Source organism: Synechococcus sp. MVIR-18-1 (assembly GCF_014279835.1).
Classification (GTDB): domain Bacteria; phylum Cyanobacteriota; class Cyanobacteriia; order PCC-6307; family Cyanobiaceae; genus Synechococcus_C.
Map to the genome: position 1 here is coordinate 278,813 of NZ_CP047942.1, position 20,555 is coordinate 299,367.

The 20,555-nt window shown below is 58.5% G+C and carries 21 protein-coding genes and 1 tRNA gene; 11 read left to right on the forward strand and 11 right to left on the reverse strand.

Translation table 11 applies throughout. The features are described from left to right. Window positions 1-10: 10 nt before the first annotated feature. The gene (locus SynMVIR181_RS01405; RefSeq protein ID WP_186589736.1) at window positions 11-628 is read right to left on the reverse strand and encodes a thioredoxin family protein; all 618 of its coding nucleotides are present in this window, start codon (window positions 626-628) and stop codon (window positions 11-13) included. Between the two features lie 43 nt (window positions 629-671). On the opposite strand from SynMVIR181_RS01405, the gene SynMVIR181_RS01410 reads away from it, so the two are divergent. After that, window positions 672-1,202 (forward strand): hypothetical protein, encoded by a 531-nt coding sequence (locus SynMVIR181_RS01410; RefSeq protein WP_370593885.1) that lies wholly within the window; start codon window positions 672-674, stop codon window positions 1,200-1,202. Here SynMVIR181_RS01410 and SynMVIR181_RS01415 read toward each other — a convergent pair. Both SynMVIR181_RS01415 and SynMVIR181_RS01420 read right to left on the reverse strand, forming a co-directional pair. After that, a complete protein-coding gene (locus SynMVIR181_RS01415; protein ID WP_186589737.1) occupies window positions 1,199-1,627 on the reverse strand; it encodes a hypothetical protein in 429 nt (142 codons plus the stop codon). The two genes, SynMVIR181_RS01410 and SynMVIR181_RS01415, sit on opposite strands and share 4 nt — an antisense overlap. Beyond that, window positions 1,627-2,562 carry an FAD-binding domain-containing protein gene (locus SynMVIR181_RS01420; RefSeq protein ID WP_186589738.1) on the reverse strand — a complete coding sequence of 312 codons (936 nt, stop codon included), beginning with the start codon at window positions 2,560-2,562 and terminating at the stop codon, window positions 1,627-1,629. Before SynMVIR181_RS01420 ends, SynMVIR181_RS01415 begins: the two co-directional genes overlap by 1 nt. A 110-nt stretch (window positions 2,563-2,672) precedes the next feature. On the opposite strand from SynMVIR181_RS01420, the gene fabI reads away from it, so the two are divergent. The 5 genes from fabI (at window position 2,673) to SynMVIR181_RS01445 (ending at window position 7,419) form a co-directional block, all read left to right on the forward strand. Further along, the gene (gene fabI, locus SynMVIR181_RS01425; protein ID WP_186524450.1) at window positions 2,673-3,455 is read left to right on the forward strand and encodes an enoyl-ACP reductase FabI; all 783 of its coding nucleotides are present in this window, start codon (window positions 2,673-2,675) and stop codon (window positions 3,453-3,455) included. Beyond that, window positions 3,452-4,360, forward strand: coding sequence for a bestrophin family ion channel (locus tag SynMVIR181_RS01430; protein WP_255444362.1), 909 nt, complete (start codon window positions 3,452-3,454; stop codon window positions 4,358-4,360). The genes fabI and SynMVIR181_RS01430 overlap by 4 nt, the downstream gene beginning before the upstream one ends. Before the next feature lie 54 nt (window positions 4,361-4,414). Further along, complete coding sequence (gene hisB, locus SynMVIR181_RS01435; protein WP_186590437.1) at window positions 4,415-5,020, forward strand: imidazoleglycerol-phosphate dehydratase HisB; 606 nt, start codon at window positions 4,415-4,417, stop codon at window positions 5,018-5,020. Window positions 5,021-5,081: 61 nt separating this feature from the next. Further along, the gene (locus SynMVIR181_RS01440; RefSeq protein WP_255444363.1) at window positions 5,082-6,581 is read left to right on the forward strand and encodes a carotenoid oxygenase family protein; all 1,500 of its coding nucleotides are present in this window, start codon (window positions 5,082-5,084) and stop codon (window positions 6,579-6,581) included. Window positions 6,582-6,684: 103 nt separating this feature from the next. Continuing rightward, complete coding sequence (locus SynMVIR181_RS01445) at window positions 6,685-7,419, forward strand: SIMPL domain-containing protein (RefSeq protein WP_186589739.1); 735 nt, start codon at window positions 6,685-6,687, stop codon at window positions 7,417-7,419. Window positions 7,420-7,582: 163 nt separating this feature from the next. Here SynMVIR181_RS01445 and SynMVIR181_RS01450 read toward each other — a convergent pair whose 3' ends face one another. The 6 genes from SynMVIR181_RS01450 to SynMVIR181_RS01475 are packed head-to-tail and all read right to left on the reverse strand — an operon-like array spanning window position 7,583 to window position 14,567. Continuing rightward, window positions 7,583-9,139, reverse strand: coding sequence for a BCCT family transporter (locus SynMVIR181_RS01450; RefSeq protein ID WP_186589740.1), 1,557 nt, complete (start codon window positions 9,137-9,139; stop codon window positions 7,583-7,585). A gap of 19 nt (window positions 9,140-9,158) precedes the next feature. After that, on the reverse strand, window positions 9,159-10,346 hold the full coding sequence (locus SynMVIR181_RS01455; RefSeq protein ID WP_186589741.1) for an FAD-dependent oxidoreductase: 1,188 nt from the start codon (window positions 10,344-10,346) through the stop codon (window positions 9,159-9,161). Beyond that, complete coding sequence (locus SynMVIR181_RS01460; RefSeq protein ID WP_186589742.1) at window positions 10,343-11,407, reverse strand: Glu/Leu/Phe/Val dehydrogenase dimerization domain-containing protein; 1,065 nt, start codon at window positions 11,405-11,407, stop codon at window positions 10,343-10,345. The genes SynMVIR181_RS01455 and SynMVIR181_RS01460 overlap by 4 nt, the downstream gene beginning before the upstream one ends. Then, complete coding sequence (locus tag SynMVIR181_RS01465; RefSeq protein ID WP_186589743.1) at window positions 11,407-12,444, reverse strand: SAM-dependent methyltransferase; 1,038 nt, start codon at window positions 12,442-12,444, stop codon at window positions 11,407-11,409. Before SynMVIR181_RS01465 ends, SynMVIR181_RS01460 begins: the two co-directional genes overlap by 1 nt. Before the next feature lie 42 nt (window positions 12,445-12,486). Next, window positions 12,487-13,107 carry an RdgB/HAM1 family non-canonical purine NTP pyrophosphatase gene (gene rdgB, locus SynMVIR181_RS01470; protein ID WP_186589744.1) on the reverse strand — a complete coding sequence of 207 codons (621 nt, stop codon included), beginning with the start codon at window positions 13,105-13,107 and terminating at the stop codon, window positions 12,487-12,489. Continuing rightward, window positions 13,104-14,567 carry a phosphoglucomutase/phosphomannomutase family protein gene (locus tag SynMVIR181_RS01475; protein WP_186589745.1) on the reverse strand — a complete coding sequence of 488 codons (1,464 nt, stop codon included), beginning with the start codon at window positions 14,565-14,567 and terminating at the stop codon, window positions 13,104-13,106. Before SynMVIR181_RS01475 ends, rdgB begins: the two co-directional genes overlap by 4 nt. 52 nt (window positions 14,568-14,619) lie before the next feature. Here SynMVIR181_RS01475 and SynMVIR181_RS01480 point away from each other — a divergent pair, with 52 nt between their 5' ends. Further along, the gene (locus SynMVIR181_RS01480) at window positions 14,620-16,122 is read left to right on the forward strand and encodes a TM0106 family RecB-like putative nuclease (protein WP_186589746.1); all 1,503 of its coding nucleotides are present in this window, start codon (window positions 14,620-14,622) and stop codon (window positions 16,120-16,122) included. Here SynMVIR181_RS01480 and SynMVIR181_RS01485 read toward each other — a convergent pair. Further along, window positions 16,119-16,973, reverse strand: coding sequence for a folate-binding protein YgfZ (locus SynMVIR181_RS01485; RefSeq protein ID WP_186589747.1), 855 nt, complete (start codon window positions 16,971-16,973; stop codon window positions 16,119-16,121). The two genes, SynMVIR181_RS01480 and SynMVIR181_RS01485, sit on opposite strands and share 4 nt — an antisense overlap. Beyond that, entirely contained in the window at window positions 16,970-17,539 is a 570-nt protein-coding gene (gene pyrE / locus SynMVIR181_RS01490; protein WP_186589748.1) for an orotate phosphoribosyltransferase, read from the reverse strand. The genes SynMVIR181_RS01485 and pyrE overlap by 4 nt, the downstream gene beginning before the upstream one ends. A gap of 90 nt (window positions 17,540-17,629) precedes the next feature. Between pyrE and SynMVIR181_RS01495 the strand changes: the two genes are divergently transcribed. The 4 genes from SynMVIR181_RS01495 (at window position 17,630) to SynMVIR181_RS01510 (ending at window position 20,555) form a co-directional block, all read left to right on the forward strand. Continuing rightward, the gene (locus tag SynMVIR181_RS01495; RefSeq protein WP_186590439.1) at window positions 17,630-18,118 is read left to right on the forward strand and encodes an occludin/ELL family protein; all 489 of its coding nucleotides are present in this window, start codon (window positions 17,630-17,632) and stop codon (window positions 18,116-18,118) included. Between the two features lie 14 nt (window positions 18,119-18,132). Beyond that, window positions 18,133-18,205 (forward strand) — tRNA-Ile (locus tag SynMVIR181_RS01500). A 14-nt stretch (window positions 18,206-18,219) separates the two neighbouring features. After that, on the forward strand, window positions 18,220-19,497 hold the full coding sequence (locus SynMVIR181_RS01505; RefSeq protein ID WP_186589749.1) for a hemolysin family protein: 1,278 nt from the start codon (window positions 18,220-18,222) through the stop codon (window positions 19,495-19,497). A 53-nt stretch (window positions 19,498-19,550) separates the two neighbouring features. Beyond that, window positions 19,551-20,555 (forward strand): Gfo/Idh/MocA family protein, encoded by a 1,005-nt coding sequence (locus SynMVIR181_RS01510; protein ID WP_186589750.1) that lies wholly within the window; start codon window positions 19,551-19,553, stop codon window positions 20,553-20,555.

Genomic DNA, 20,555 nt, shown 5'->3' on the forward strand with positions numbered 1-20,555 from the left:
GGCGGGCACCTTAAGTCGACTGACCGAACCATGGCGGTTCTTGGCCCGTGTTCCACTTGATGTTGCAGCCCACCGAAGGCAGCTGCGTCTCGCTCACAGGGATTCCAGCCAAGATGTTTTTGAGGGCAGCCCGTAGATCAGCTCCGTCGAGAGGTTGATGATTCCCTGGTCGACTCGCATCCAGTTGGCCTCGATAGCGAAGGGTTTGCGTGCCACAGGCATCGGGTGCGAAGGCATAGAACTCAGGGGTGCAGGCGCCCCGCAGGTCTTTGGCCAGCGTTTGCTGCTCATCCAGGAGATAGGGGAAGCGCCAACCCTGCTGATCAGCTTGTTGACGCAGCCCATCACGACCGTCTTGCGGATGGGTGATGAGGCTATTGCTGGAGATGGCGAGCAGGGTCATCTGGCCAGCAAAATCCGCCTCCAAACGGGTGATCTCTGGCTCCACATGTTTCACGAATGGGCAATGAGCACAGAGCAGCATCACCAACAGAGGGCGCCCTGGCAAATCACCACTACTCACGACATCATCCAGCGAGGACCAGGGCGCATCACCCGACACCAAGGGCAGTGAAAATTGAGGCAGTGGATGCTGAAGGGGAAGCATCGTGGATGGTGTCAGGACCATGGCCTCAAGCGATGGTGGATCTCGCCATCCTGGGCCGGTCAGAATGACCTGTCAAAGAGGGATCGAGTTGATGGTGCGGGTGCTGACAATGGTGGTCATGGCAGGACTGTTGAGCGCCTGCGCGCAGAAGAAAGCAACCACCTGGAAAATCTTTCCGCTGCAGCGCAACACGCCCCATGACGGACTCGCTGTCGTCAGTCAACCCGATGGCTATGGGGTTCACCTCTATTTAGAAACCGATACCAGCGATCCAGCCGTCTGTGCACCGCGCTGGCTTCCAGACCCGGCGCGACTATTCAATGGCAACGGCAGTGCTCCATTTAGTTCGGGCTTGGCGCCCCGCTCAGAGTTTTTTGCCGCAGTGGATCGGAGGGAGGTTCGCAATACCTTGAAGCAGGAGCTAGAGGCGTTGTGCAAGCTCCGAGCTCCTCAGGCGCGTTGGCAATGGCTGGAACCACCGTTGAAGCCATCAGAGCTGACGCCTGTGAGCCTTCCGGCCTTGGAATACCCAGACCTTCTTACCGATCCTGTTGAGGAAAAAGAGCGCGAGGACAAGCTGTTGAAGGAGAACTAAAACCCCTCCCAGACCACAGCTTCGGCCTCTCGCCAATACCGGCTAAAGCGACCTAGTCGCGGAGGTTTGGGTAAGTCCACAAAAGGATCGGGATCGAGCATCCAGAGGGGAAGTTCCCGGTCAATGGCCGCAGCGATGCGTTGGAGACGAGGATCCACCGCGGTGCTGGAGATCACAGCATCGGCTCCGTGGCGTTGCGCAAAACGCAGAACTTCAGCCGCTACATCGCCTCGCCGGAGGGTGAGCGGAAGGCTTAAGGCGGATTCGTACAAAAAGCCAATGCGTTTGCGGCTGATCGCCTGGTCTTGAATCCAGGCATCGTCAAACACGAACAGACCTGGTGCGTTGGGATAGTCCTGAAGCGCGGGGTTGGCTGGTCCCAGGGCTTCTTCATGCACCCAGAGGATTGGTTTGCGTAGGTCCATCAAAAGCGCTGGGTACTGGGCTTTGCGTTGGGGCGTTGACTTGAGCGTGAGCTGGACCGGGATGAGCGCCTTGTGGTGCCCTCACGGATGGCGGGCTGAACCTTGAACAGCTGTTGTTCCAACTGTTCGTAACTCAGGTCAAAGGGGCAGGATTCGTTGCTTGGACACTCCTGGCAATACCGCCCGTTGCTGTAGCGCTCAAGGTTTTGGCGATTGAAGAAATAGGGCTTGTGACTGAAGCTGCTGGCCACCCACTGCCAGCTGAGGTGGTTGCTGGCGGGGTCGCCATCGAGAAGGTGCTCGAGGAACCAGTCAGCCCCCGCACGCCAGTGCACCCGTCTCCAGTGCACGAGGTAGGCCGCCATCCACATCCGCGCGTGGTTATGCAGCCATCCCTGGGTAACCAGCTCGTTCCTGAAGCCATCCATGCAGGCCAGTTGTGTGCGTCCCTCCCGGATGTCATCGGGGAGATCCTGTTGATAATCACTGGCGGCATGGCCAGTTTTGTGATCTTCCTGATCGTCATGAATGCGATCGCCGAGATCGAGCCACATCCGCTGCCAGAAATCGCGCCATCCCAGCTCGTTGATCAGTTTTCCGCCCTCATCTCTTCCTTGGTTGTTGTGTTTCAGCTGTGAGAAGACGGCATCTCGCACTTCCGCAAGCGTGAGAATTCCGTGGCGGATGTAGGGCGAGAGGCGTGTGACCGAGCCATTCAGATGGTTGCGACTGCGGCCGTAGCGCTTGGCATCCATCGCATTGAGCTGCTGTTCAGCCGCCGCTCGACCGCCTGGGATCGGACTGAGCTCCCCGGATGCGTTTGGAAACTGTTGCGCTAACAGGGCATTCAGCGCCTTGCGCTCAGGAAAATCTCTGGGCAGATCTGTGGATTCGCTCGGCCAACTGAGCGGCGTAGCGTGCGGCAGCCTGGACACCGGTGCATGTCAAAAAAATGCAACACCATGCTGACGATGTGTCGTTGTGAGCGTGAGTGCCCCGGCATGGGAGAGAATCGCTCGAATCCACCACTCCGGGATGCGGCCTGATGCTTCTTGATCTCACTGGTAAGAAGATCCTTGTAACTGGCATCGCCAACAATCGCTCCATTGCCTGGGGCATCGCGCAACAGCTCGCGGCAGCTGGGGCCGAGCTCGGGATCACCTATCTGCCTGATGAGAAGGGCCGATTTGAAACCAAGGTTCGTGAGCTCACGGCTCCATTAGAGCCCTCGTTGTTTTTGCCTCTGAATGTTCAGGATGCCGCTCAGATGGAGTCGGTATTCGCTGAAATCAAAGACAAGTGGGGGCAGCTGGATGGTCTCGTGCACTGTTTGGCGTTTGCGGGAAAGGAAGAACTGGTGGGCGACTTCAGTGCCACCACGGCTGAGGGCTTTGCCCGTGCCTTAGAGATCAGTGCCTATTCCCTTGCTCCTCTCTGCCGTCACGCCAAGCCGTTGTTCAGTGAGAAAGCGGGTGTGGTGACCTTGACCTACCTCGGCGCTGAGCGGGCGATCCCCAATTACAACGTGATGGGTGTGGCCAAGGCGGCTCTGGAAGCCTCCGTTCGCTATCTCTCCGCTGAACTTGGACCCGAAAAGCAGGTGCGCGTGAATGCGATCAGTGCTGGCCCGATCCGCACGCTGGCGAGTTCTGCGATCGGAGGGATCCTCGACATGATCCACAACGTGGAGGAGAAGGCACCACTGCGCCGCACGGTCACTCAAAACGAAGTCGGAAACACTGCTGCGTTCTTGCTCAGTGATTTGTCGAGTGGCATCTCTGGCCAAACCATTTATGTGGATGCTGGTTACTGCATCAATGGCATGTGATTCGGCCGCGCGGATGTCTTGATTATCTGCAGCTCTCCTGGTGGTTGATGAGACGCCAGGGGAGGAGCTTGCTGCTCGCAACGTTGTTGTGCGTGCTCAGCCTCCCTGTGAACGTAACGGTTGCGAGAACGTTGCTTCCGGAAACGTTGGTGCAGGTTCTTGGCTTGCTTCTCAGCCTTTTTCTTGGTTTCCGTTACAGCCAGGCCTACAACCGCTGGTGGGAAGCGCGTGTGCTCTGGGGGGCGTTGGTGAATGAGAGTCGCAACTGGCGTGATTTGCTCACGCGTGTCTTACCCAGCCAGTTGCCGCTGTCGTTGAGGCGTCGTCTTCTGCAGCAACTGGTGCTGCTGATGTGGTGTCTGAATGCTGAGTTGCGCGGCTTTGATCGTGAAGCGACAGTGCTGGCTCCACAAGCCCAGGCGCTTGCCCTCAAGCTTGGATTCAAAAATCCATGCGTTCAACGTTTGCTTCAGCAAATGGCAAAGGAGCAGTACAAGCTGCATCAGGACGGTTGGCTCGACAGCGTTGAAAGCCGTGAGTTTGGACGCGTGCAGCAGGCGATCACGAATGCCCTTGGTGGTTTGGAACGGATCCGTCACCAGCCCCTTCCAGCGTCCTCAACTTCTTTCATCCGTGCGTTGACATGGGTCTATGGCTATTTGGTGTTTCTCAAGTTGGATGCCATTGGCCCCACCACTTCAGCGCTCGTTGGGTGGCTGGTGTTTCTCGTTTTTCTAATGGCGGAGCGGATCGGCACCGTCCTTGAGCATCCGTTTGATGATGCCCGCTTCGCCTTGCCCATGGATCGGTTTTGTGCCCTGATCAGCTTCGATCTTCTGGGAGCCTCCGATCAACTAGCCCCCCTGGCTCAACCTTCCCCCACCAAGGGCCCCTGGCTGCGCTGAACGTGATTCGCGATGATTAAGTCAGTCACGGGGCGTCGAGCGGCGCCAGAACGCATGCGCACTGGGGAGATTCACCGCGTTACAGGCGAGACCGATGTCAGCGTTCGGCTCGGGCTTGACGGCAGCGGCCGCTGTCAGGCCAGTACAGGTGTGCCTTTTCTCGATCACATGCTGCATCAGATCAGCAGCCATGGCCTGATCGACTTGGAGATCAAGGCAAGTGGCGACACGCATATTGATGACCATCACACCAATGAAGACGTTGGGATTGCCGTTGGCCAGGCGCTCTCGAAGGCCCTGGGTGATCGTCGTGGGATCTGCCGCTTTGGCCACTTTGTGGCACCGCTGGATGAGGCGTTGGTGCAGGTGGTTCTGGATTGCTCGGGACGTCCCCATCTCAGTTGGGGGCTCACGATCCCAACGCAGAAGATCGGGACCTACGACACCGAACTGGTCAAAGAGTTCTTTGTGGCTGTCGTTAACAACTCAGGCCTTACCCTGCACATTCGCCAGTTGGATGGGGTGAACTCCCATCACATCGTTGAGGCCTGTTTCAAGGCCTTTGCAAGGGCGCTGCGCATGGCGACTGAGATTGACCCTCGCCGGTCTGGATCGGTGCCCAGCAGCAAGGGGGTGTTGGAGCAAGCAGGTGGCAGCTAGTCAACGGATCTTCTCCTAAGGCCACGCTTCATGGTCTGTTACGAGAAGATGGCAGTTGCTTATGGGTAGCCCAGTGACCGTTGCACCCGCTTCTGCTCGTTTCAATCGCTCGGAATGGTCCAGTGCCTTCCGCAACGTGGACGAAGAACTCACGGATGTGCCCTTGAAGCCAGTGCGTGGCGAGGTGCCGGACGCGTTGCGCGGCTCGCTGTATCGCAATGGACCTGGCCGTTTGGAACGGGATGGTCAGCGCGTGCATCATCCGTTTGATGGGGACGGAATGATCACCGCCCTGCACTTTGATGCGGACGGCGTGCGTTGCAGCAACCGCTTTGTGCGCACCAGTGGCTGGAAAGCTGAGGAGGCTGCAGGCAAGGTGCTGTTTCGTGGTGTTTTTGGGAGCCAAAAGCCAGGGGGACCGCTGGCGAACGCTTTTGATTTACGGCTCAAAAATATTGCCAACACCAGCGTGGTTCGGCTTGGAGATGATCTCCTGGCGTTATGGGAAGCCGCTGAGCCCCATGCCTTAGATCCGCAAACCCTGGAGACCAGAGGTATTTCCCTTCTCGGTGGTGTGCTTAAGAAGGGGGAGGCCTTCAGTGCTCACCCCCGTTTCGACCCTGGCCATCACGGTGACCCGCGGATGGTGACCTTCGGAGTGAAAACCGGGCCTCGCAGCACCGTTCGCTTGATGGAATTTGCGACCACCGACAATGCCGCGGCTGGAATTCGAGCTGGTGATTTGCTCAGTGATCGCCGCGATACGTTTGCCGGATTTGCCTTCCTGCATGACTTCGCCATCACGCCTAATTGGGCGGTGTTTCTGCAAAATTCAATCAATTTCAATCCGCTCCCCTTCGTCCTTGGACAAAAGGGAGCGGCTCAATGCCTCACGTCCAATCCCAATGGCAAAGCCAAATTTTGGTTGATCCCCAGAGACAGCGGTGCCTTTTCTGGTCAGGAACCACGGGTCATTGATGCTCCTGATGGCTTTGTGTTTCATCACCTCAATGCCTGGGAAGAGGACGGAGAGGTGGTCGTGGAGAGCATTTATTACAGCGATTTTCCATCGATCGGTCCGGATCAGGATTTCGCTGATGTGAACTTCGACCTCATCCCCGAGGGCTTGCTCGACCAATGCCGCATCAATCTCGATTCTGAGTCGATCAAAATCACCCGTCTCAGTGAGCGCTGTTGTGAGTTCGCCATGGTGAACCCCAAACAGCAGGGTCTTCCCTGCCGCTTTGCCTGGATGGCGGCCGCGGCGCGAGAACAGGGGAATGATCCCTTGCAGGTGATTAAAAAACTCGATCTTCAAACTGGCAAACGGCACTTTTGGAGTGCAGCTCCCTCTGGATTCGTCAGCGAACCGTTGATGGTGCCTCGCCCCGGAGCCAGTGCAGAGGACGACGGCTGGGTGTTGGACCTGGTTTGGAATGGAGCGCGCAATGCGTCTGATCTGGTGATCCTGGCTGCCTCTGATCTCAAAGAAGTTGCCGTGCTGGAGCTCCCCCTAGCGATTCCCCACGGACTGCATGGCAGTTGGGTGGCGGAGTCCTGAGTGGGATTAGGCGCAGGTCATTGTTAGACACATCTCAATGGACTGTTGGCCTCTCTTTTGAGGCCTTTCAGGTCAGGGTGGAGTTCTGCTTAGAGCGTTCTCCATGACTGTTGCCTTGAACCGTCTGATCGTTCGGTCTCGTCCGCTCTCACGATCGTCGATCTTGATTCCGGTTGTGGTTGGGGTTGCCCTCGGTTCAGCTTCGCCGGCATTGGCTTCAGCTCAAGTCTGCAAAGGCACCTTGTTGCAACTTCAGGTGCGAGAAAGCGGTAGCAGCGCTACGGATCGCTTTCGCTTTTCACTTGGATTGCAAGCGGAAGCTGCTTCGAAAGAGGCCGCGATGGCGCTTCTCAATCAGCGCCTTGATCGCGCCCGCCAAAGCCTGAAGCCCTTGACTCTTGGCGCCTTGAACATTCCTGCTCCTCGCAGTTACTCCTATGGGGGTGGCAATTCCTCCAATACCAAGTTGGAGCGCGCCACGACGGGGATTGGTGGTGAGGTGAGCCGTGATAACTACGATGCGCTGATTCAATTGGCAGGTCGCTTGCCTGGTGTGCGCCTTCAAGGGATGACATCACTGGCCTCCAGCAGGGGCGGTGAGTCATTGGAAGATCAGTTGCTGAAACAGGCTTTAAAAGAAGGGCGTCGCCGCGCGAAGGTCGCCGCGAGTGCTTTGGGATTGGGCCGTGTTGATCTTTTCCGAATCAATCAACGTGGGCGAGATGTTAGGCCCGTTGCCTATGAGGCAGCACGGATGTCGCAGCCAACATTTCGCCCTGACGAGGCCCCAAAACCCACGCGGTCGCTCAGTGTTGGCTTGGATTATTGCCTGCGCTAATGGTGTTGGCCGTCAAACGGTCCTCGCTGTTGCCATGATGAACAACACTGGAAGGCCAAAAGAACCGGGTGATTTCACCGGTTCTTTTGATCGATGGTCTTGATGGATTGGTTGGCTTGGGGCGAGGGGTTGAGGCTTGGATTTAAGTCAGCAGCACGCCCGCTCAATCAGCAGCTTGACCGCTGCGTTGCCATTCCTTGAAAGCGAGCCTTGGAGCGCTCCATAGCGTGAACAACACCAGCGGTGTGACCGGCACTGCTGTGATCACGATGAACGCTTGCAGGGCATCAATCGAGGTGCTGTCACCTAAGCCCGTACCGATTCTCAACAACACCAAGGTGAGGCTGCCGATCATCAAGGCCCAGAACAGCCGCAATCGCTGCGATGGCTCATTGCGTCCGCTCACCACCATGGCGGCGGCGTAACTCATCGAGTCGGCACTCGTGCACATGAACAGAACCACCAACAGGAGCCCGATCGGGATCAGCAGACCTGAAAGGGGAAGCGCACTCAGGATGGCTAGCAAGGATGCAGCCGCTCCGCTCTGCGCCAGGGCCTCACTGATGCCTGCGCCTCCGAGTTCCAGCTTCATTCCTGTTCCACCAAGCAAGGTGAACCAGATATTGGTCACGATCGGGCAAAGGAGCGCAACGGCTAAGACCAGTTCACGGATGCTGCGGCCGCGGCTCACTCCCGCGGTGAATAGACCCATGAGTGGTGCATAGCCCAAAAACCAACCCCAATAAAAAACCGTCCAGCTGTTCAACCACGGTTCAGAGACGTCTGTTCGAGGCATCAAAGCCATCTGAGGCAGATGCACCAGGTAGGTCCAAAATCCACTGAAAAAATGTTGGATCAGCCAGATGCCAGGCCCGAGGATCAGCAACCCAGCCCCTAATAGAAGGGTGAGCCAAACGTTGAGTTCCGATAGCCACTTAATGCCTTTTTGGATGCCGCTGACGGTGGATGTGGCAAACACTGCTGTGAGCAGGACCACGACAAGCGACTGAAGTCCTGCACTGTCACTCAGCCATGGGAGTTGTCCCGCTGCATTGCTGAGTTGAAGCGACAGGAAACCCAAAGGGCCAACGGTTCCAGCGATGGCCGCAACAACCGAAAGGCCATCGGCAAGATCTCCAATGGGGCCGTTCACCCAACCCTTGGGAAGGATGTTGACCAGGAGAGTGCGAGGCCGTAGCGGTTCTCCCCGCTGTTCCAAAATTGAAAATGTGATCGTGGTGGTGGTGGCCACGAGCGCCCATGCGAGGAAGCCCCAGTGCAGAAAGCTCACGGCTAGAGCTGGATCAACAGCTGCCGCTGTGCTTCCCACCACTCCTTCAAAGACAGGGGAGGGTGTTTGGAAGTGGTAGAGCGGCTCAGCTGCAGACCAGAAAACGCCGCCGCCCGCGAGCAGGGTGCAAATTAAGACAGCGCACCAATCGAAAAATTTCAGACTGGGCTTTGCTGTTGCGCCCCCAAGCCGAAGTTTCCCCACCGGACTGATGGCAATGGCCAGGGCAATAAGGAACAGCAGCATCACCATCCATTGCCACAGCCCTCCGAGCGAATGGCTCACGATGGTTTTGCCGGTTTCCGTGAAGTGCTTCGCTAACGCCAGATCAATGGCGGAGACCAGCAAGAAAATCAGCAGGGGGATGGCACCAACCCATAGGGGTGGCTGGCTCAAGGACGAGCGGACTGGGGTGGGGGATTCAGACAATGGTTGTATTGGTAGGGATTCAGGCGCGGACGGCGTCGCGTTGATGGCTCCAGCAGGAGATATCGGCTGCTGGTTGTTCTCCGCTGGCAAGACGGGCGAGCGAATCACCAATGAGCGGAGCAAATTTGAACGATTGGCCGGATCCACCGGCAAACAGGCTCAGCTTGGGTGTGAGGCGATCCAAGACGAAATTCACATCGCTCGTCATGGAATACGGGCTCATCACCGTTTCCACCCGCTCTTGCACGCCGTCCAGCTCGTTAAACAGGAAGGTGTCCAGGAGCTCCAGGAGGCGGGCCGGAGCTTCGGTGCACATGGCGTTCGGTTCAGCGACTCGGAGCTCCTCGGGAGACCAGTCGATCCCGGCTTTAATTCGAGGACGTCCGTCAGCGGTGGTGCTGAGGGAGGGGAAGCCGTAATAAAGGCCTCCGTCATCACCGCGCTCTTTCTGGAAGCAAAACCATTGCGGGTAGCGGCTAGCGAGAGCTGGATCCACGGTGTAGTGGGCCCAAAGCATTGGCCAGATTTCCAGTTTTGGAGCCAGCCCTAGCGGGGTCAGCAGGAGTTGACTCCAAATGCCGCAGGCCACAACAACGTGCCCAGCACTGATGTGATGACCGCTTTCGAGGCTGACGCCGCCGCCGTCAGCATCAATGCTGCTAACAGGGCTGTGTTCGACGAGCTGATGGCCTGCTTTACGAGCGGTGCGAACCCAATGGGCAATGACTTTGTCGCTGCGGACGGCACCAGCGGTGGGTTCGAACAGTCCTGTGAAATCGGCTTTTGGTTTCAGCGGGAAGCGCTCTGCGATCTGCGCAGCATTGAGGGCTTCATAGGGAATGCCCTGATCGTCCATCACGTTGCGAGCGCCGGGGATCGATCCTTCGATCGTCTCTTCATCCCAGCTTTCTCCATAGAAGAGAAGGCCATGGGTGTCACGCAAAATTTCACCGGCATGGGTCTCCTCGTCCCGCCAAAGCCGATTGGCTTCCTGCGCGAGACGGCAGAGCACCGGGTCGGAATACATTTCCCGGAACATTCGCGTTTCGCCGAAGCTGCTGGCTCGCGCATGGGCCAGCGTTTTGCCTTCAAGAAGAATGACATCGCTGATTCCTCGGCGCGCGAGTGATGCGGCACAGCTGAGGCCGGCCATGCCGCCCCCGATGATCACCACTGCTGCGCTAGCGGGGAGAGAGGTGGAAGTCATGCGGCTATTCCGAAGCTGTGTCCTATGGGATCTTTACCGCTGTGGGCGGCAACTTCAACCAGTGCGTCACTGACAGTGAGACCATCTCCCCGTTGTTTTAAGAAATCCGTGGCGCGCTGACGCACTTCGTGGCGTACAAAGTCGTACACCTGCTGTGGTGTGGCCTTGTCCCAGGCCTCAGGCGAGAAGCGCTCGATCGAGTCGGCAATGACCGCGCCAGCATTCACAAGTGGATCGGGCAGGACGCGGATGCTGCGACGACGCAGATCTTCGGCAGTTTCGGGTTTCTGGAACGGAGCATTGGCGGCTGGAACAATCGCTTTGACCTGCAAAGAGCTGGCCATCTCAGGGTCGATCAGACCGGAGATCGAGCAGGGCAAGAGGAGGTCGAGTTCCTGGTCCCACCACGGGCTGCTGGGGGGAAGGGGTGTCGCGCCGGGAAGCCCCGCCCGCTCTGGATCCATGTCAACGGTAAAGACGTCCCAGCCATGCTGGATCAGGGTTTTCGCCACCGTTCCACCCACGGCTCCACATCCGTGTACCAGGGCCCTGCCTGGCGTTGCTTCTGTAAGAGATTGAGCGAGCACCGCCTCAACGGCTCCCACGGTTCCGAAAGCGGTCGCGGCGCTTGCATCCACAGGGCTTCCAACGGCCGCCAAAACATGAGGCGTTAGCGACATCAATCGCTCCATGTCTTCCAGGCTTGTGTTGAGATCACAGCCTGTGATCATGGCGCCGTTCAAGGATTGAAGCAGCTCAGCGGTGACGCTGATCAACTCATCTTTGACAGAAGCGGGCTCCGCAGCCCTGGCAACAATTTTGCCGCCAGCAAAGCCCGTTCCGTAAAGATCGTGCTTATGGGTCATCAGACTGGCCAACCGATGCCCGTCGGCGATGCAGGCTTCATCACTGGAGTAATTGAGCAGCCGCAGGCCGCCGTTAGCGGGTTTGCCGGTATCGCTGCTTTCGGCTACCACGAACACCGAGAGATGGTCGGAGACATGTTGAGCCAGCACCGACACCTCAGGGGTGCCGGCGGATTGCAGAGAGGCCATGGTCATCAGGCCACACGCTCCATGATCTGGTGGTGTTCCACGTAATCGAGGCTCCACTCCTCTGGGGAGGCTGCAATGCGCTGCTTTAAGCGCTCATACACGAGATCCGCTGTCTCATCACCAGCGACGGAGGCAAAACTGTGGCGGCTCCAGCTGCGGATCGTCGCCATCAGTCCTTCGGCGAAAGATGCGGTGTCGGCGTCTTCGTTCCAACGCTTGCGATAGGGGCAGGGCACGTGGACCGTGCGCTCATCAACGAGCCTGAGGCCATTGAGGTAGGCCGCTGAAGTCTTGTCCTTGAGGGGAGCCATGAACTCCTCCGGAGACTTGTAGAAGTTCAGGATCGTTCCCTTGCGATAGATCTCTTCGCTGATCACGCCTTCATCAGCCAGGCTGCGCCAGATCTGATGCAGCTGGTCATGAACGTTGCGAGTGACTCCACCGTTATGACCGAGGTATCGGCCTTCTTCATCACGGGACAAATTCACGGTGAGCAGGCGGCCGCCTACGGCGAGCTCCACGCTGCGCAGTTCGAGGACGCTGGCCCAATCCTTCATCGCTTGCGCCGTGAAGCGCTCAAGGGCCTCCTTGTCGTCTGAGGCGAGCACGTGGGTGTGCGTGTTGAGGGGGCCAGGGGATTCACTCAACCAATGCATGGCTGTGGCTGAGAAGCCAAAACTCACGGTCTCAGGGGCCACTAGGGGCTCATAGAAGCTGCGAGCACTCACCAGCACGGTGGGATTGGGAGGGCGACCCAGCTGCTTGGCAATGTTTTCGGCTAGGGCAACGTTGTCGTTGCTTGGAAGATCGTTGCCGATCAAGGTGAGATGGGCTTTGGGCTGGCGTTTGTGCAGCCGATCCAAAACCTGAGACCACAGCCCAACAGCGGTGCCGCCGTCGGCAGCGCCGTAATCCATCAGCACATAGCTGGAATCGTTCGTTAATTGATCAACACAAGTCAGGGCCCAGTCCGAGGCTGCATCAATGCAGAGGCGTGCGCCTTCGGTTTGAGCGCTGTAACCCGTGGTCATGGCAATGGCCATAGACCTCGTCAGCAGCAAGGGGCACCGTACAGGGTTGTTCCGTTAGGGGTTTGGCCTTGTGCTCGCGTCTTGGCTTGGCGCGTTGGCGAGAAGCTTCTCCAGCTCTGGCTTTAGCAGGGCAAAGGCGCGCCCTCGATGTCCGTGTTTTTTTTTGTAATCCAGACTCATTTCTGCAAAGGTGAGTCCACTGTTTTTGACTTCGAATACGGGGTCGTACCCGAACCCTTGCGTCCCGCGAGCCCTGAAGGTGATCGATCCTTCGCAGTGCCCCTCCACTGCTGCCAGCACGCTGCCGTCAGGTGCTGCGATACACAGAGCCGCACTAAAGCGTGCCTGGCGGTCGTTGCGATCCCCCAACTCTCTGAGCAGGCGTTGAATGCGTGCTGGGTCGGAGTCTGCGTACCGCGCGGAGTAAACCCCCGGAGCACCGCCAAGTGCATCGACACTCAGGCCTGAATCATCAGCGAGTGCCCAATGGCCAGTGGCTTCGGCAACGGCCCTTGCCTTAAGGAGGGCGTTATCGCGGAAGGTGATTCCGGTTTCTTCCACCTCGATCCCTTCGGGTTGTGGATCCACCTGCAGGGGCATCTGTTGCAGCAGGTTCGAAAACTCTCGAATCTTGCCGGCATTACCGCTGGCAATCACCAAAACGCGGTTGCTCATATGGCGGCTGCAAAGGTGCGGGCCCAGCCCAGAACCTCATCGACCCGCGACGGGCTTGGAGCTTCGCAATACAGGCGAAGCAAGGGCTCTGTTCCAGAGAAGCGCAGCATCAGCCAATGGCTTGGGCCGAGCCTGAGTTTGACGCCGTCTGTGGTGACCACCTCGAGAACAGGGCATCCAGCGACCTCTTGGGGAGGCGTGTCAGCCAAAAGGGCTTCCAGCCGGCGGCGGGAGTCCATGTTGGCGAGGCGGAGATCGAGGCGGTCATAGTGAGCCTCGCCACCGCACCGCTCTTGGATGGTTTTCATGCGCTCGCCAAGGGGCTGCTTTCCTTCCACCAACGCTTCGAGCACGAGCACGGCGGCAAACAGGGCGTCCCGTTCTGGCAGGTGCATGCCAAATCCCACGCCGCCGGACTCCTCTCCGCCGATCAGCACCTCTCCGGCCAACATTTCAGCCGCGATGTACTTGAAGCCCACAGGCAGTTCAAGGACCTCCCGGCCCAGATCTTCCGCAACAAGGCGCATGAGGTCGGAACCGCTCACCGTTTTCACCACCGACCCAGGCAGATTTTTGGCACGAGCCAAGTGATCGATCAGCAGTGGCATCAACTGCTGGGTGCTGCAGAACCGTCCGTTTTCATCTACTGCGGCAATGCGGTCGCCATCGCCATCAAAGACCAGGCCAACGGCATGGCGGCCCTCTGCTTTTGAGGCTTTTACTGCAGCCATCAGTTCCCCGAGGTGAGGGGCCAGGGGTTCCGGCGCACATCCACCGAATAGGGGGTCACGGTTGGTTCGGATCTCGGTGATCAGATCCTTGGCGTCGTCGCCCAATAGGTCTGACACGCAGCCGGCTGCCGAGCCATGCATGGGATCGACGAACACGTGGAGACCCATGGTCCGCAGGCCAACGGTCAGAGCCTGGAGGTCAAATTTGGTTCGTAATCCTGCGAGATGTTCTCCGCGGCCATCAAAGCGTTCGCTACTGCCAGCCACCGGCACTGTGATGCCTCCAGCGGCCAGCCGTCGCTCCACCGCAGCAGTGAAGGTGCCCTCCACCGATCCACCAAAGGGACCTTTGATTTTGAGCCCAAGCCATTCCGGAGGGTTATGACTGGCCGTGATCACAAGTGCTCCGAGTGATTGGCGTTCCACGACTGCCCAGCTGCAGGCCGGTGTGGGAACGGCCGTATCGGTGAGAAGCGGTTCCAGGCCGCAGCCGCGGACGGCTGCAGCTACAACTTCGGCGAGTTCAGGGGCGAGGAAGCGGCGGTCGTAGCCGATCACCACGGTGCGGCTGTTTAAACTTTGAGGTGCCTGGTGGGCGAGCTCCTGGGCTGCGGCGACGGCAACAGGAAGCAATCGCTCCACAGTGATATCCACTCCCAAAATCCCTCGCCAACCATCGGTACCAAACCGGATCGGAGAGGCGTCCAGTGGAAGAGGGGAAGACACCATGGGTTGCAATCGATGCACAGGATCTAGCAGCTGGCCGCCTTACCGTCGGTTGATGGGTGCCACCCCTCACGCTGACAAGCCACTCACCGACAGGTTGCTGCGCAGCTGGGTGCGCTGCCGAAGGAGGGTATGGCTTGACCGCCATGCCAATCCAGATGATCGCCTTTACACCGCGCATCGCACCTTGCAGTTGGATGACCAACAGCGCAGTTTTGTGGCCTTGCTGCCGGGTAAGCCAGGCCATGGCCTGGCGGCTTGCGAGCGCGGAGATGCCGGAGTTGTCGGGGTGAGGTTGCGCGGTGTCATGCCGGACGACTCATCCTTAAAGGGTGCGGCCTTAGAAGCCCATCCGCCTCTGCTGGAGAGGGTGAAAGGGTTGAGTCGTTGGGGGGACTTTGCCTATCGGCCCGTGATCGCTCGGCAGGGCCGCCGCTTAACCCGAGAACACCGATTCCAGCTTGCTTTGGCTGGACGCTTGTTGGCTGAATTTCAGGGTGGGCCTGTGCCTGATGGCCTTGCACTGGCAGGGTCGGGGCGACGTTTAGAGCGTGAGCGCTTACCGCTTGGCAACAGCTTGAATCGCCAGCTCGACGACTCTCTGCTGCGACTGTCAGCCGATCTGAACAGAACCGATCCGCCAGCTTTGACGGCAGATCGTCGCAAGTGCACCCTCTGCAGCTGGCGGGGGCTCTGCAATGACGTTGCGTCTCAAGAAGGGCATCTCAGTGAAGTGAGTGGAATTGGCGCCAAAAGACGGGAGATGCTTCAAGACATTGGGGTCAATAGCCTTCAGGCTTTGGCCGCAGCCAACCCCAAGGATCTCGCTGGGCAGCTCAAGCGCTTCGGCGAACAGCACGCGGCGATGGCGGCCCCTTTGGTGGCCCAAGCCCGTGTTCAACGCGATGGCGTTGTGGAGCGTCTTGATGCGCTTCCCGCCTTGCCTGAATTGCGGAATGCTCCAGGGGTGTTGCTCTACGACATCGAATCAGATCCGGATGCGCGCGATGACTTTTTGCACGGTTTTGTCCGCTTGCCCAAGAACGGGTTGGCGAATGACGGAGTCTCTAGTTGGGATCTGACGCGTGCCACTTACCACCCGCTGCTGGTGCTTCAAGAGCATGGTGAGAAGCGCTGCTGGCAAAGGATCCAGCGTTTTCTTGCCACCTATCCCGATTGGTTGATTCTTCATTACGGCGAAACCGAGTCGTTGGCCCTGTTGCGTATGGCCAAACGCCAAGGCGTTTCAGAGACAGAACAGCAAGCCCTGCGGGAGAGGTTGATTGATGTTCATGCCCGCTTGCGTGCCCATTGGCAACTTCCCCTTAGCAGCTATGGCCTCAAGGCCGTAGCGGGCTGGAGAGGATTCAAATGGGGCCAGGCAGGAGTGGATGGAGCAAGGGCTCTGTTGTGGTGGCGTCAGTGGCGTGGTGAGGGGGTTAAGGCGCGGGGCTCCAGTCATGCCTTGCGTTGGATCCTTACTTACAACCGCGACGATGGCTTTGCCACATGGGCGGTGGCGCAATGGTTGTTGAGTGGTGATCAACGCCCGAGCTAAGCGCGGGTGGGTGGCTCGGAAAAGGCCTGCGGTTTGAACAGCTGAATCGTTCCTTGATCGCCGTCGAGAGTGAGTTGGGGATCTGCCAATGCTTGTCGGCGCACCAGGGCGAGGCCAATCCATTCCTGGGGCGACCCATCAGCAGACGCAATCTCAACAGCGGAGGTGATGACACCAGCGCGGTCCCCCTGGCGTCGCAGCACGGTGCCGCGCTCAGGGTGAGTCCCCTGAAGATCGCTGGAGAGGGCGCGCCAACTCCGCAGTTGTTGTTTGACTTCCCCTTTTGAAGCGAGCTTTGCCACCGTTTCCTGCCCCAGATAACACCCTTTGTTGAGGTGGACCCAGGGGGAGAGGCCCAGTTCAAAGGGATTGGTGGTTCCATCCAATTCACCAGCACCGAGAGGCCACCCCTGTTCCAGGCGCCAACGATCGAGCTGGTTGGTGTTGGCGGCCTCACTGGCGGGGAAGCGATCGCTTTGGTTCGGCTCATCCTCTGTCCAACACACATTGAACGGCTCCATTGGCTGGCCTTGAACCAGGAGCTCTTGTCTGCGTTGTTGGCGGGTCCCTTTGAGGCGGACGCGGTCGGCGGGAAAGATCACGCGATCGAACCCTTGGCTTACGGCATCCACCGCTCCAGCGAGAACGAGCACATCAGCGCCTGTGGCGTCCATGCGGATTTCAAGCAGGGCCTGCACCCGTCCGGTGGCATCAAGCCAGCAGGCAGGAAGGAGATCACCTTCCTCAGCCTGCTGAACGTCGGCACTCGTCTGACCTTGAAGAAACGTGCGACTGCCACTCCCTTCGAGTCGCAGCACCGGGAAGCGTTCATCCCAAAGGAGCCTGCTCATGCTTGGAGCTCACAGGACTTGGCGGCCACCTCTTCCAGGCGATACAGGCTGTGTAATTCAAGGTCAGCAGCTTGCATCGCAGCAGCCCCTCCCTCTTCACGGTCAACGATCGTCACCACCCGATTCACGCTGTAGCCAGCAGCTCGGAGTTGTTCAACAGCCTTGATGGATGACCCACCGGTGGTGACCACATCCTCAAGAACGGTGATAAGCGCGCCCTGCTCTGGCAGGGGACCCTCCAGCCAGGCACCAGTGCCGTGGCCTTTGGCCTGCTTACGCACGATCAGAGCATCAAGGGTGCGTCCTCCCTGGGCAGCAGCAAGGGCGACGCCACTCACCAGCGGATCGGCTCCAAGGGTGAGGCCGCCAACGGCTGCCGCATCAGCTTCCACCAGAGCCAACATCGCCGGGCAGAGCAGGGCTAGACCTGAGCCGCTCAAGCTGACCGGCTTGCAATTCACGTAGTGATTACTGCTGCGACCGGACGCAAGGGTGAAGTTGCCGTGGCGATAAGCCTCTTTCGCTAAGCGTTCCAGCAGGGGGTCGTGTTCAAAAGGTTGAGACATCGGGGCTGGTGCGCAGCGAATCCTCTGCCTAGTTTGCGCGCAGTGGTGACGGTTTTTGTGCGCAGGCTCCCGTTTGGTGTTCTGGTGATCATGGGCCCACTCGCTTTGTGGCAGGCGGACCCTGGTCACGCCAATCCTGTGGTTTGCGTGACGAGCCTTGAAGCTCCTGCGCCTTCAAGCAGTGCTGGCGAGGTTCTTGCTCCTGTTGAGGTGAGTCGATGTGGCCCTGTTAAAACCACCGACGCATTGGTAACAGAGCGTTTTTATACCTGGACGGCACCCTTCGCTCGTGGGGTGGATGTGATGCACCAGATCACCGACCTTCTTGGCATTGCCGTGGCGGGACCTGAGGGCAACAGGGTGATGGGATTTGGCTTCCCCGACCAAACGATTGTTTGGGATGGATCTGCCTTGCAATCCACTTATCAGGTGTTGCTGGAGGAGCAAAGTCCGGCGATTCCGTGGCGCACGGTGGATATTTCCAACGGATTCACGAGCAGCTTGGCGGAGGAGGGTCAGGTCAGAATGCCAATCGAGCGGGATGATCCACCCTCAGCACCCATTCGTGCCTTGTGGTAGATCCGTGATATCGAGGGGGTCTAGCAATCTGGTGAATGCAGCGAACTCATAATTCGCCTTAGCCGAGTTCGATCCTCGGGACCCCCATTCATTCTTGACTTATGCGCAACCTGCTGCTGATCGCGCTTTTGGTCTTACCGGCGTTTTTTGCAGCGGCTGAAGTCTCACTGCTGCGTTTGCGTCCGAGTCGCGTCCATGAACTCCGCGAGGAGGGCCAGCCCGGTGCACCAGCGGTCGAGCGCCTCCAGCGCCGGTTGAGAACGGCTCTGCTGATGACTCAGTTCGGGACCACCTTGTCGTTGGTGGCGCTTGGTTGGATTGCGAAAGGTTTTGGTCAGCGTTGGTGGCCGATGGACACACCAGCCGGTCGTTGGTGGGATCTGGCCTGGTTTCTTGTGTTGGTGGTTCTGGCCACGCTGCTGTCTGGGCTGCTCCCACGCGCGCTGGTCCTCAGCCGCCCTGAGCCAGCGGCCTTGCAATTGTCTCCGGTGTTGGAAACCACCATGCAGGTGTTGCGTCCCCTGCTGTCTTCCCTGGAAGTCATCGCCTCACTCCTGCTACGTCTTGTGGGCTTGAAGCCTCGCTGGGATGCCCTCGTGCCGGCACTCACAGCCGGTGAGTTGGAGACGCTCGTGGAGAGTGGGGGAGTCACGGGCCTACGGCCAGATGAACGCAACATTCTTGAAGGGGTGTTCGCGTTACGGGATATGCAGGTGAGGGAGGTGATGGTCCCTCGCTCTGGGATGGTCACCCTGCCGGTGGAGGTGCGTTTCGCCGAGTTGATGGAGGCCGTTCACCGCACCCGGCATGCGCGTTTCCCTGTGATTGGGCAGTCGCTGGATGATGTTCGTGGTGTGCTGGATTTACGCCGGTTGGCTGAGCCCATCGCCCGTGGCGAACTGCAAAAAGACTCCGCTTTAGAGCCATATTTGAGTCCTGCAGAGCGGGTGCCGGAGACCAGCAATCTTGCTGAATTGCTGGCGATTATTCGATCTGGCCATCCGTTGTTATTGGTGGTGGATGAACACGGGGGCACCGAGGGATTGGTTACGGCCGCCGATCTCACCGGTGAAATTGTTGGGGATGAGCCAGACCATGAAAGTGCCGAGCCAGACCTGCAGGCGATTGAGGGCCAGGAGGGTGCCTGGCTGGTTGCTGGTGATTTGGAGATCTTTGAGCTCAATCGCCAACTCGACCTTGACCTGCCTGAGGCCTCGGAGCATCACACGCTTGCTGGCTTTCTGTTGGAACGCTTGCAGCACATTCCTGCCGCTGGAGAAGCGCTGCGGCACAACGGAGTTCAATTTGAAATCATCACGATGAGAGGCCCGCGCATCGTTCAGGTGCGTCTGGTGATCCCTGGTGTGACGAATCGCTGAAGCGGTCCTAGCTGTTGATCACCGATAATTAAATCTGACCTGCATTCCCTCCGATGACCGACCCTATGGTTCCGGTAAAGGTCGGAGTAATCGGAATCGGCAACATGGGTTGGCATCACGCCCGTGTGCTCAGTCTCTTGAAAGACGCGGATCTGGTGGGCGTTTCTGATCCGGATGCGGCGCGCGGCGCGCTGGCCAAAGACCAATTTGCTTGCCGTTGGTTTGCGGATTATCGCGACATGTTGTCTGAGGTCGAAGCGGTTTGTATCGCTGTGCCGACCCTGCTTCACCATGCCGTTGGTTTGGCCTGTTTAGAGGCTGGGCTCCACGTTTTAATCGAAAAGCCAATTGCGGCCAGTCAGGATGAAGCGGCTTCGCTCAGCGAGTCGGCGAGCCGGGTGGATCGGCTGCTGCAGGTGGGGCATATCGAGCGCTTCAATCCTGCGTTTCGTGAATTAACCAAGGTGGTGGCGAATGAGGAAGTTGTCGTACTGGAAGCCAGACGTCACAGCCCTCATTCCGATCGAGCCAATGATGTTTCGGTGGTTCTTGATTTGATGATCCACGATTTGGATCTTGTCTTGGAACTTGCTGGGGCCTCTGTGGTGCATCTATCGGCGGCTGGTGGACGTAGTGCAGAAGGGCCGATCGATTACGTGAACGCAACACTTGGATTCGACAACGGTGTGGTCGCAAGCCTGACGGCGAGCAAAATGAGCCATCGCAAGATCAGGAGCTTGAGCGCTCACTGTCGTGGAAGCCTTGTGGAAACGGATTTTTTAAATCACACCTTGCATATTCATCGGCGTGCCCATGAGTGGTATTCCGCTGATCACGGCGAGCTGCTGTACCGCAATGACGGTTTCATTGAAGAGGTGAGCACGACTTCGATCGAGCCGCTTTATGCCGAGCTGGAGCATTTTCTTCAGTGTGTTCGTGGACGTGAAACCCCCGCTGTGGACGGTCAGCAGGCATCAAGGGCCCTTCGTCTTGCCGATTTGATTGAGCAGGCTGTGGAGCGGCCAGGCGTTGGCATTGTTCTGGACGCTCCGATCTGA

Coding starts and splice junctions, on each gene's coding strand:
- SynMVIR181_RS01465 (WP_186589743.1), bottom strand. CDS start 12,444: ATGGCCATTGCCATGACCACGGGTTACAGCGCTCAAACCGAAGGCGCA.
- fabI (WP_186524450.1), top strand. CDS start 2,673: ATGCTTCTTGATCTCACTGGTAAGAAGATCCTTGTAACTGGCATCGCC.
- SynMVIR181_RS01405 (WP_186589736.1), bottom strand. CDS start 628: ATGGTCCTGACACCATCCACGATGCTTCCCCTTCAGCATCCACTGCCT.
- SynMVIR181_RS01485 (WP_186589747.1), bottom strand. CDS start 16,973: ATGAGCAGGCTCCTTTGGGATGAACGCTTCCCGGTGCTGCGACTCGAA.
- SynMVIR181_RS01460 (WP_186589742.1), bottom strand. CDS start 11,407: ATGACCATGGCCTCTCTGCAATCCGCCGGCACCCCTGAGGTGTCGGTG.
- SynMVIR181_RS01440 (WP_255444363.1), top strand. CDS start 5,082: ATGGGTAGCCCAGTGACCGTTGCACCCGCTTCTGCTCGTTTCAATCGC.
- SynMVIR181_RS01415 (WP_186589737.1), bottom strand. CDS start 1,627: ATGGACCTACGCAAACCAATCCTCTGGGTGCATGAAGAAGCCCTGGGA.
- SynMVIR181_RS01495 (WP_186590439.1), top strand. CDS start 17,630: ATGGGCCCACTCGCTTTGTGGCAGGCGGACCCTGGTCACGCCAATCCT.
- SynMVIR181_RS01475 (WP_186589745.1), bottom strand. CDS start 14,567: ATGGTGTCTTCCCCTCTTCCACTGGACGCCTCTCCGATCCGGTTTGGT.
- SynMVIR181_RS01410 (WP_370593885.1), top strand. CDS start 672: ATGACCTGTCAAAGAGGGATCGAGTTGATGGTGCGGGTGCTGACAATG.
- SynMVIR181_RS01480 (WP_186589746.1), top strand. CDS start 14,620: ATGGGTGCCACCCCTCACGCTGACAAGCCACTCACCGACAGGTTGCTG.
- SynMVIR181_RS01455 (WP_186589741.1), bottom strand. CDS start 10,346: ATGACTTCCACCTCTCTCCCCGCTAGCGCAGCAGTGGTGATCATCGGG.
- SynMVIR181_RS01505 (WP_186589749.1), top strand. CDS start 18,220: ATGCGCAACCTGCTGCTGATCGCGCTTTTGGTCTTACCGGCGTTTTTT.
- SynMVIR181_RS01445 (WP_186589739.1), top strand. CDS start 6,685: ATGACTGTTGCCTTGAACCGTCTGATCGTTCGGTCTCGTCCGCTCTCA.
- rdgB (WP_186589744.1), bottom strand. CDS start 13,107: ATGAGCAACCGCGTTTTGGTGATTGCCAGCGGTAATGCCGGCAAGATT.
- SynMVIR181_RS01510 (WP_186589750.1), top strand. CDS start 19,551: ATGACCGACCCTATGGTTCCGGTAAAGGTCGGAGTAATCGGAATCGGC.
- hisB (WP_186590437.1), top strand. CDS start 4,415: ATGCGCACTGGGGAGATTCACCGCGTTACAGGCGAGACCGATGTCAGC.
- pyrE (WP_186589748.1), bottom strand. CDS start 17,539: ATGTCTCAACCTTTTGAACACGACCCCCTGCTGGAACGCTTAGCGAAA.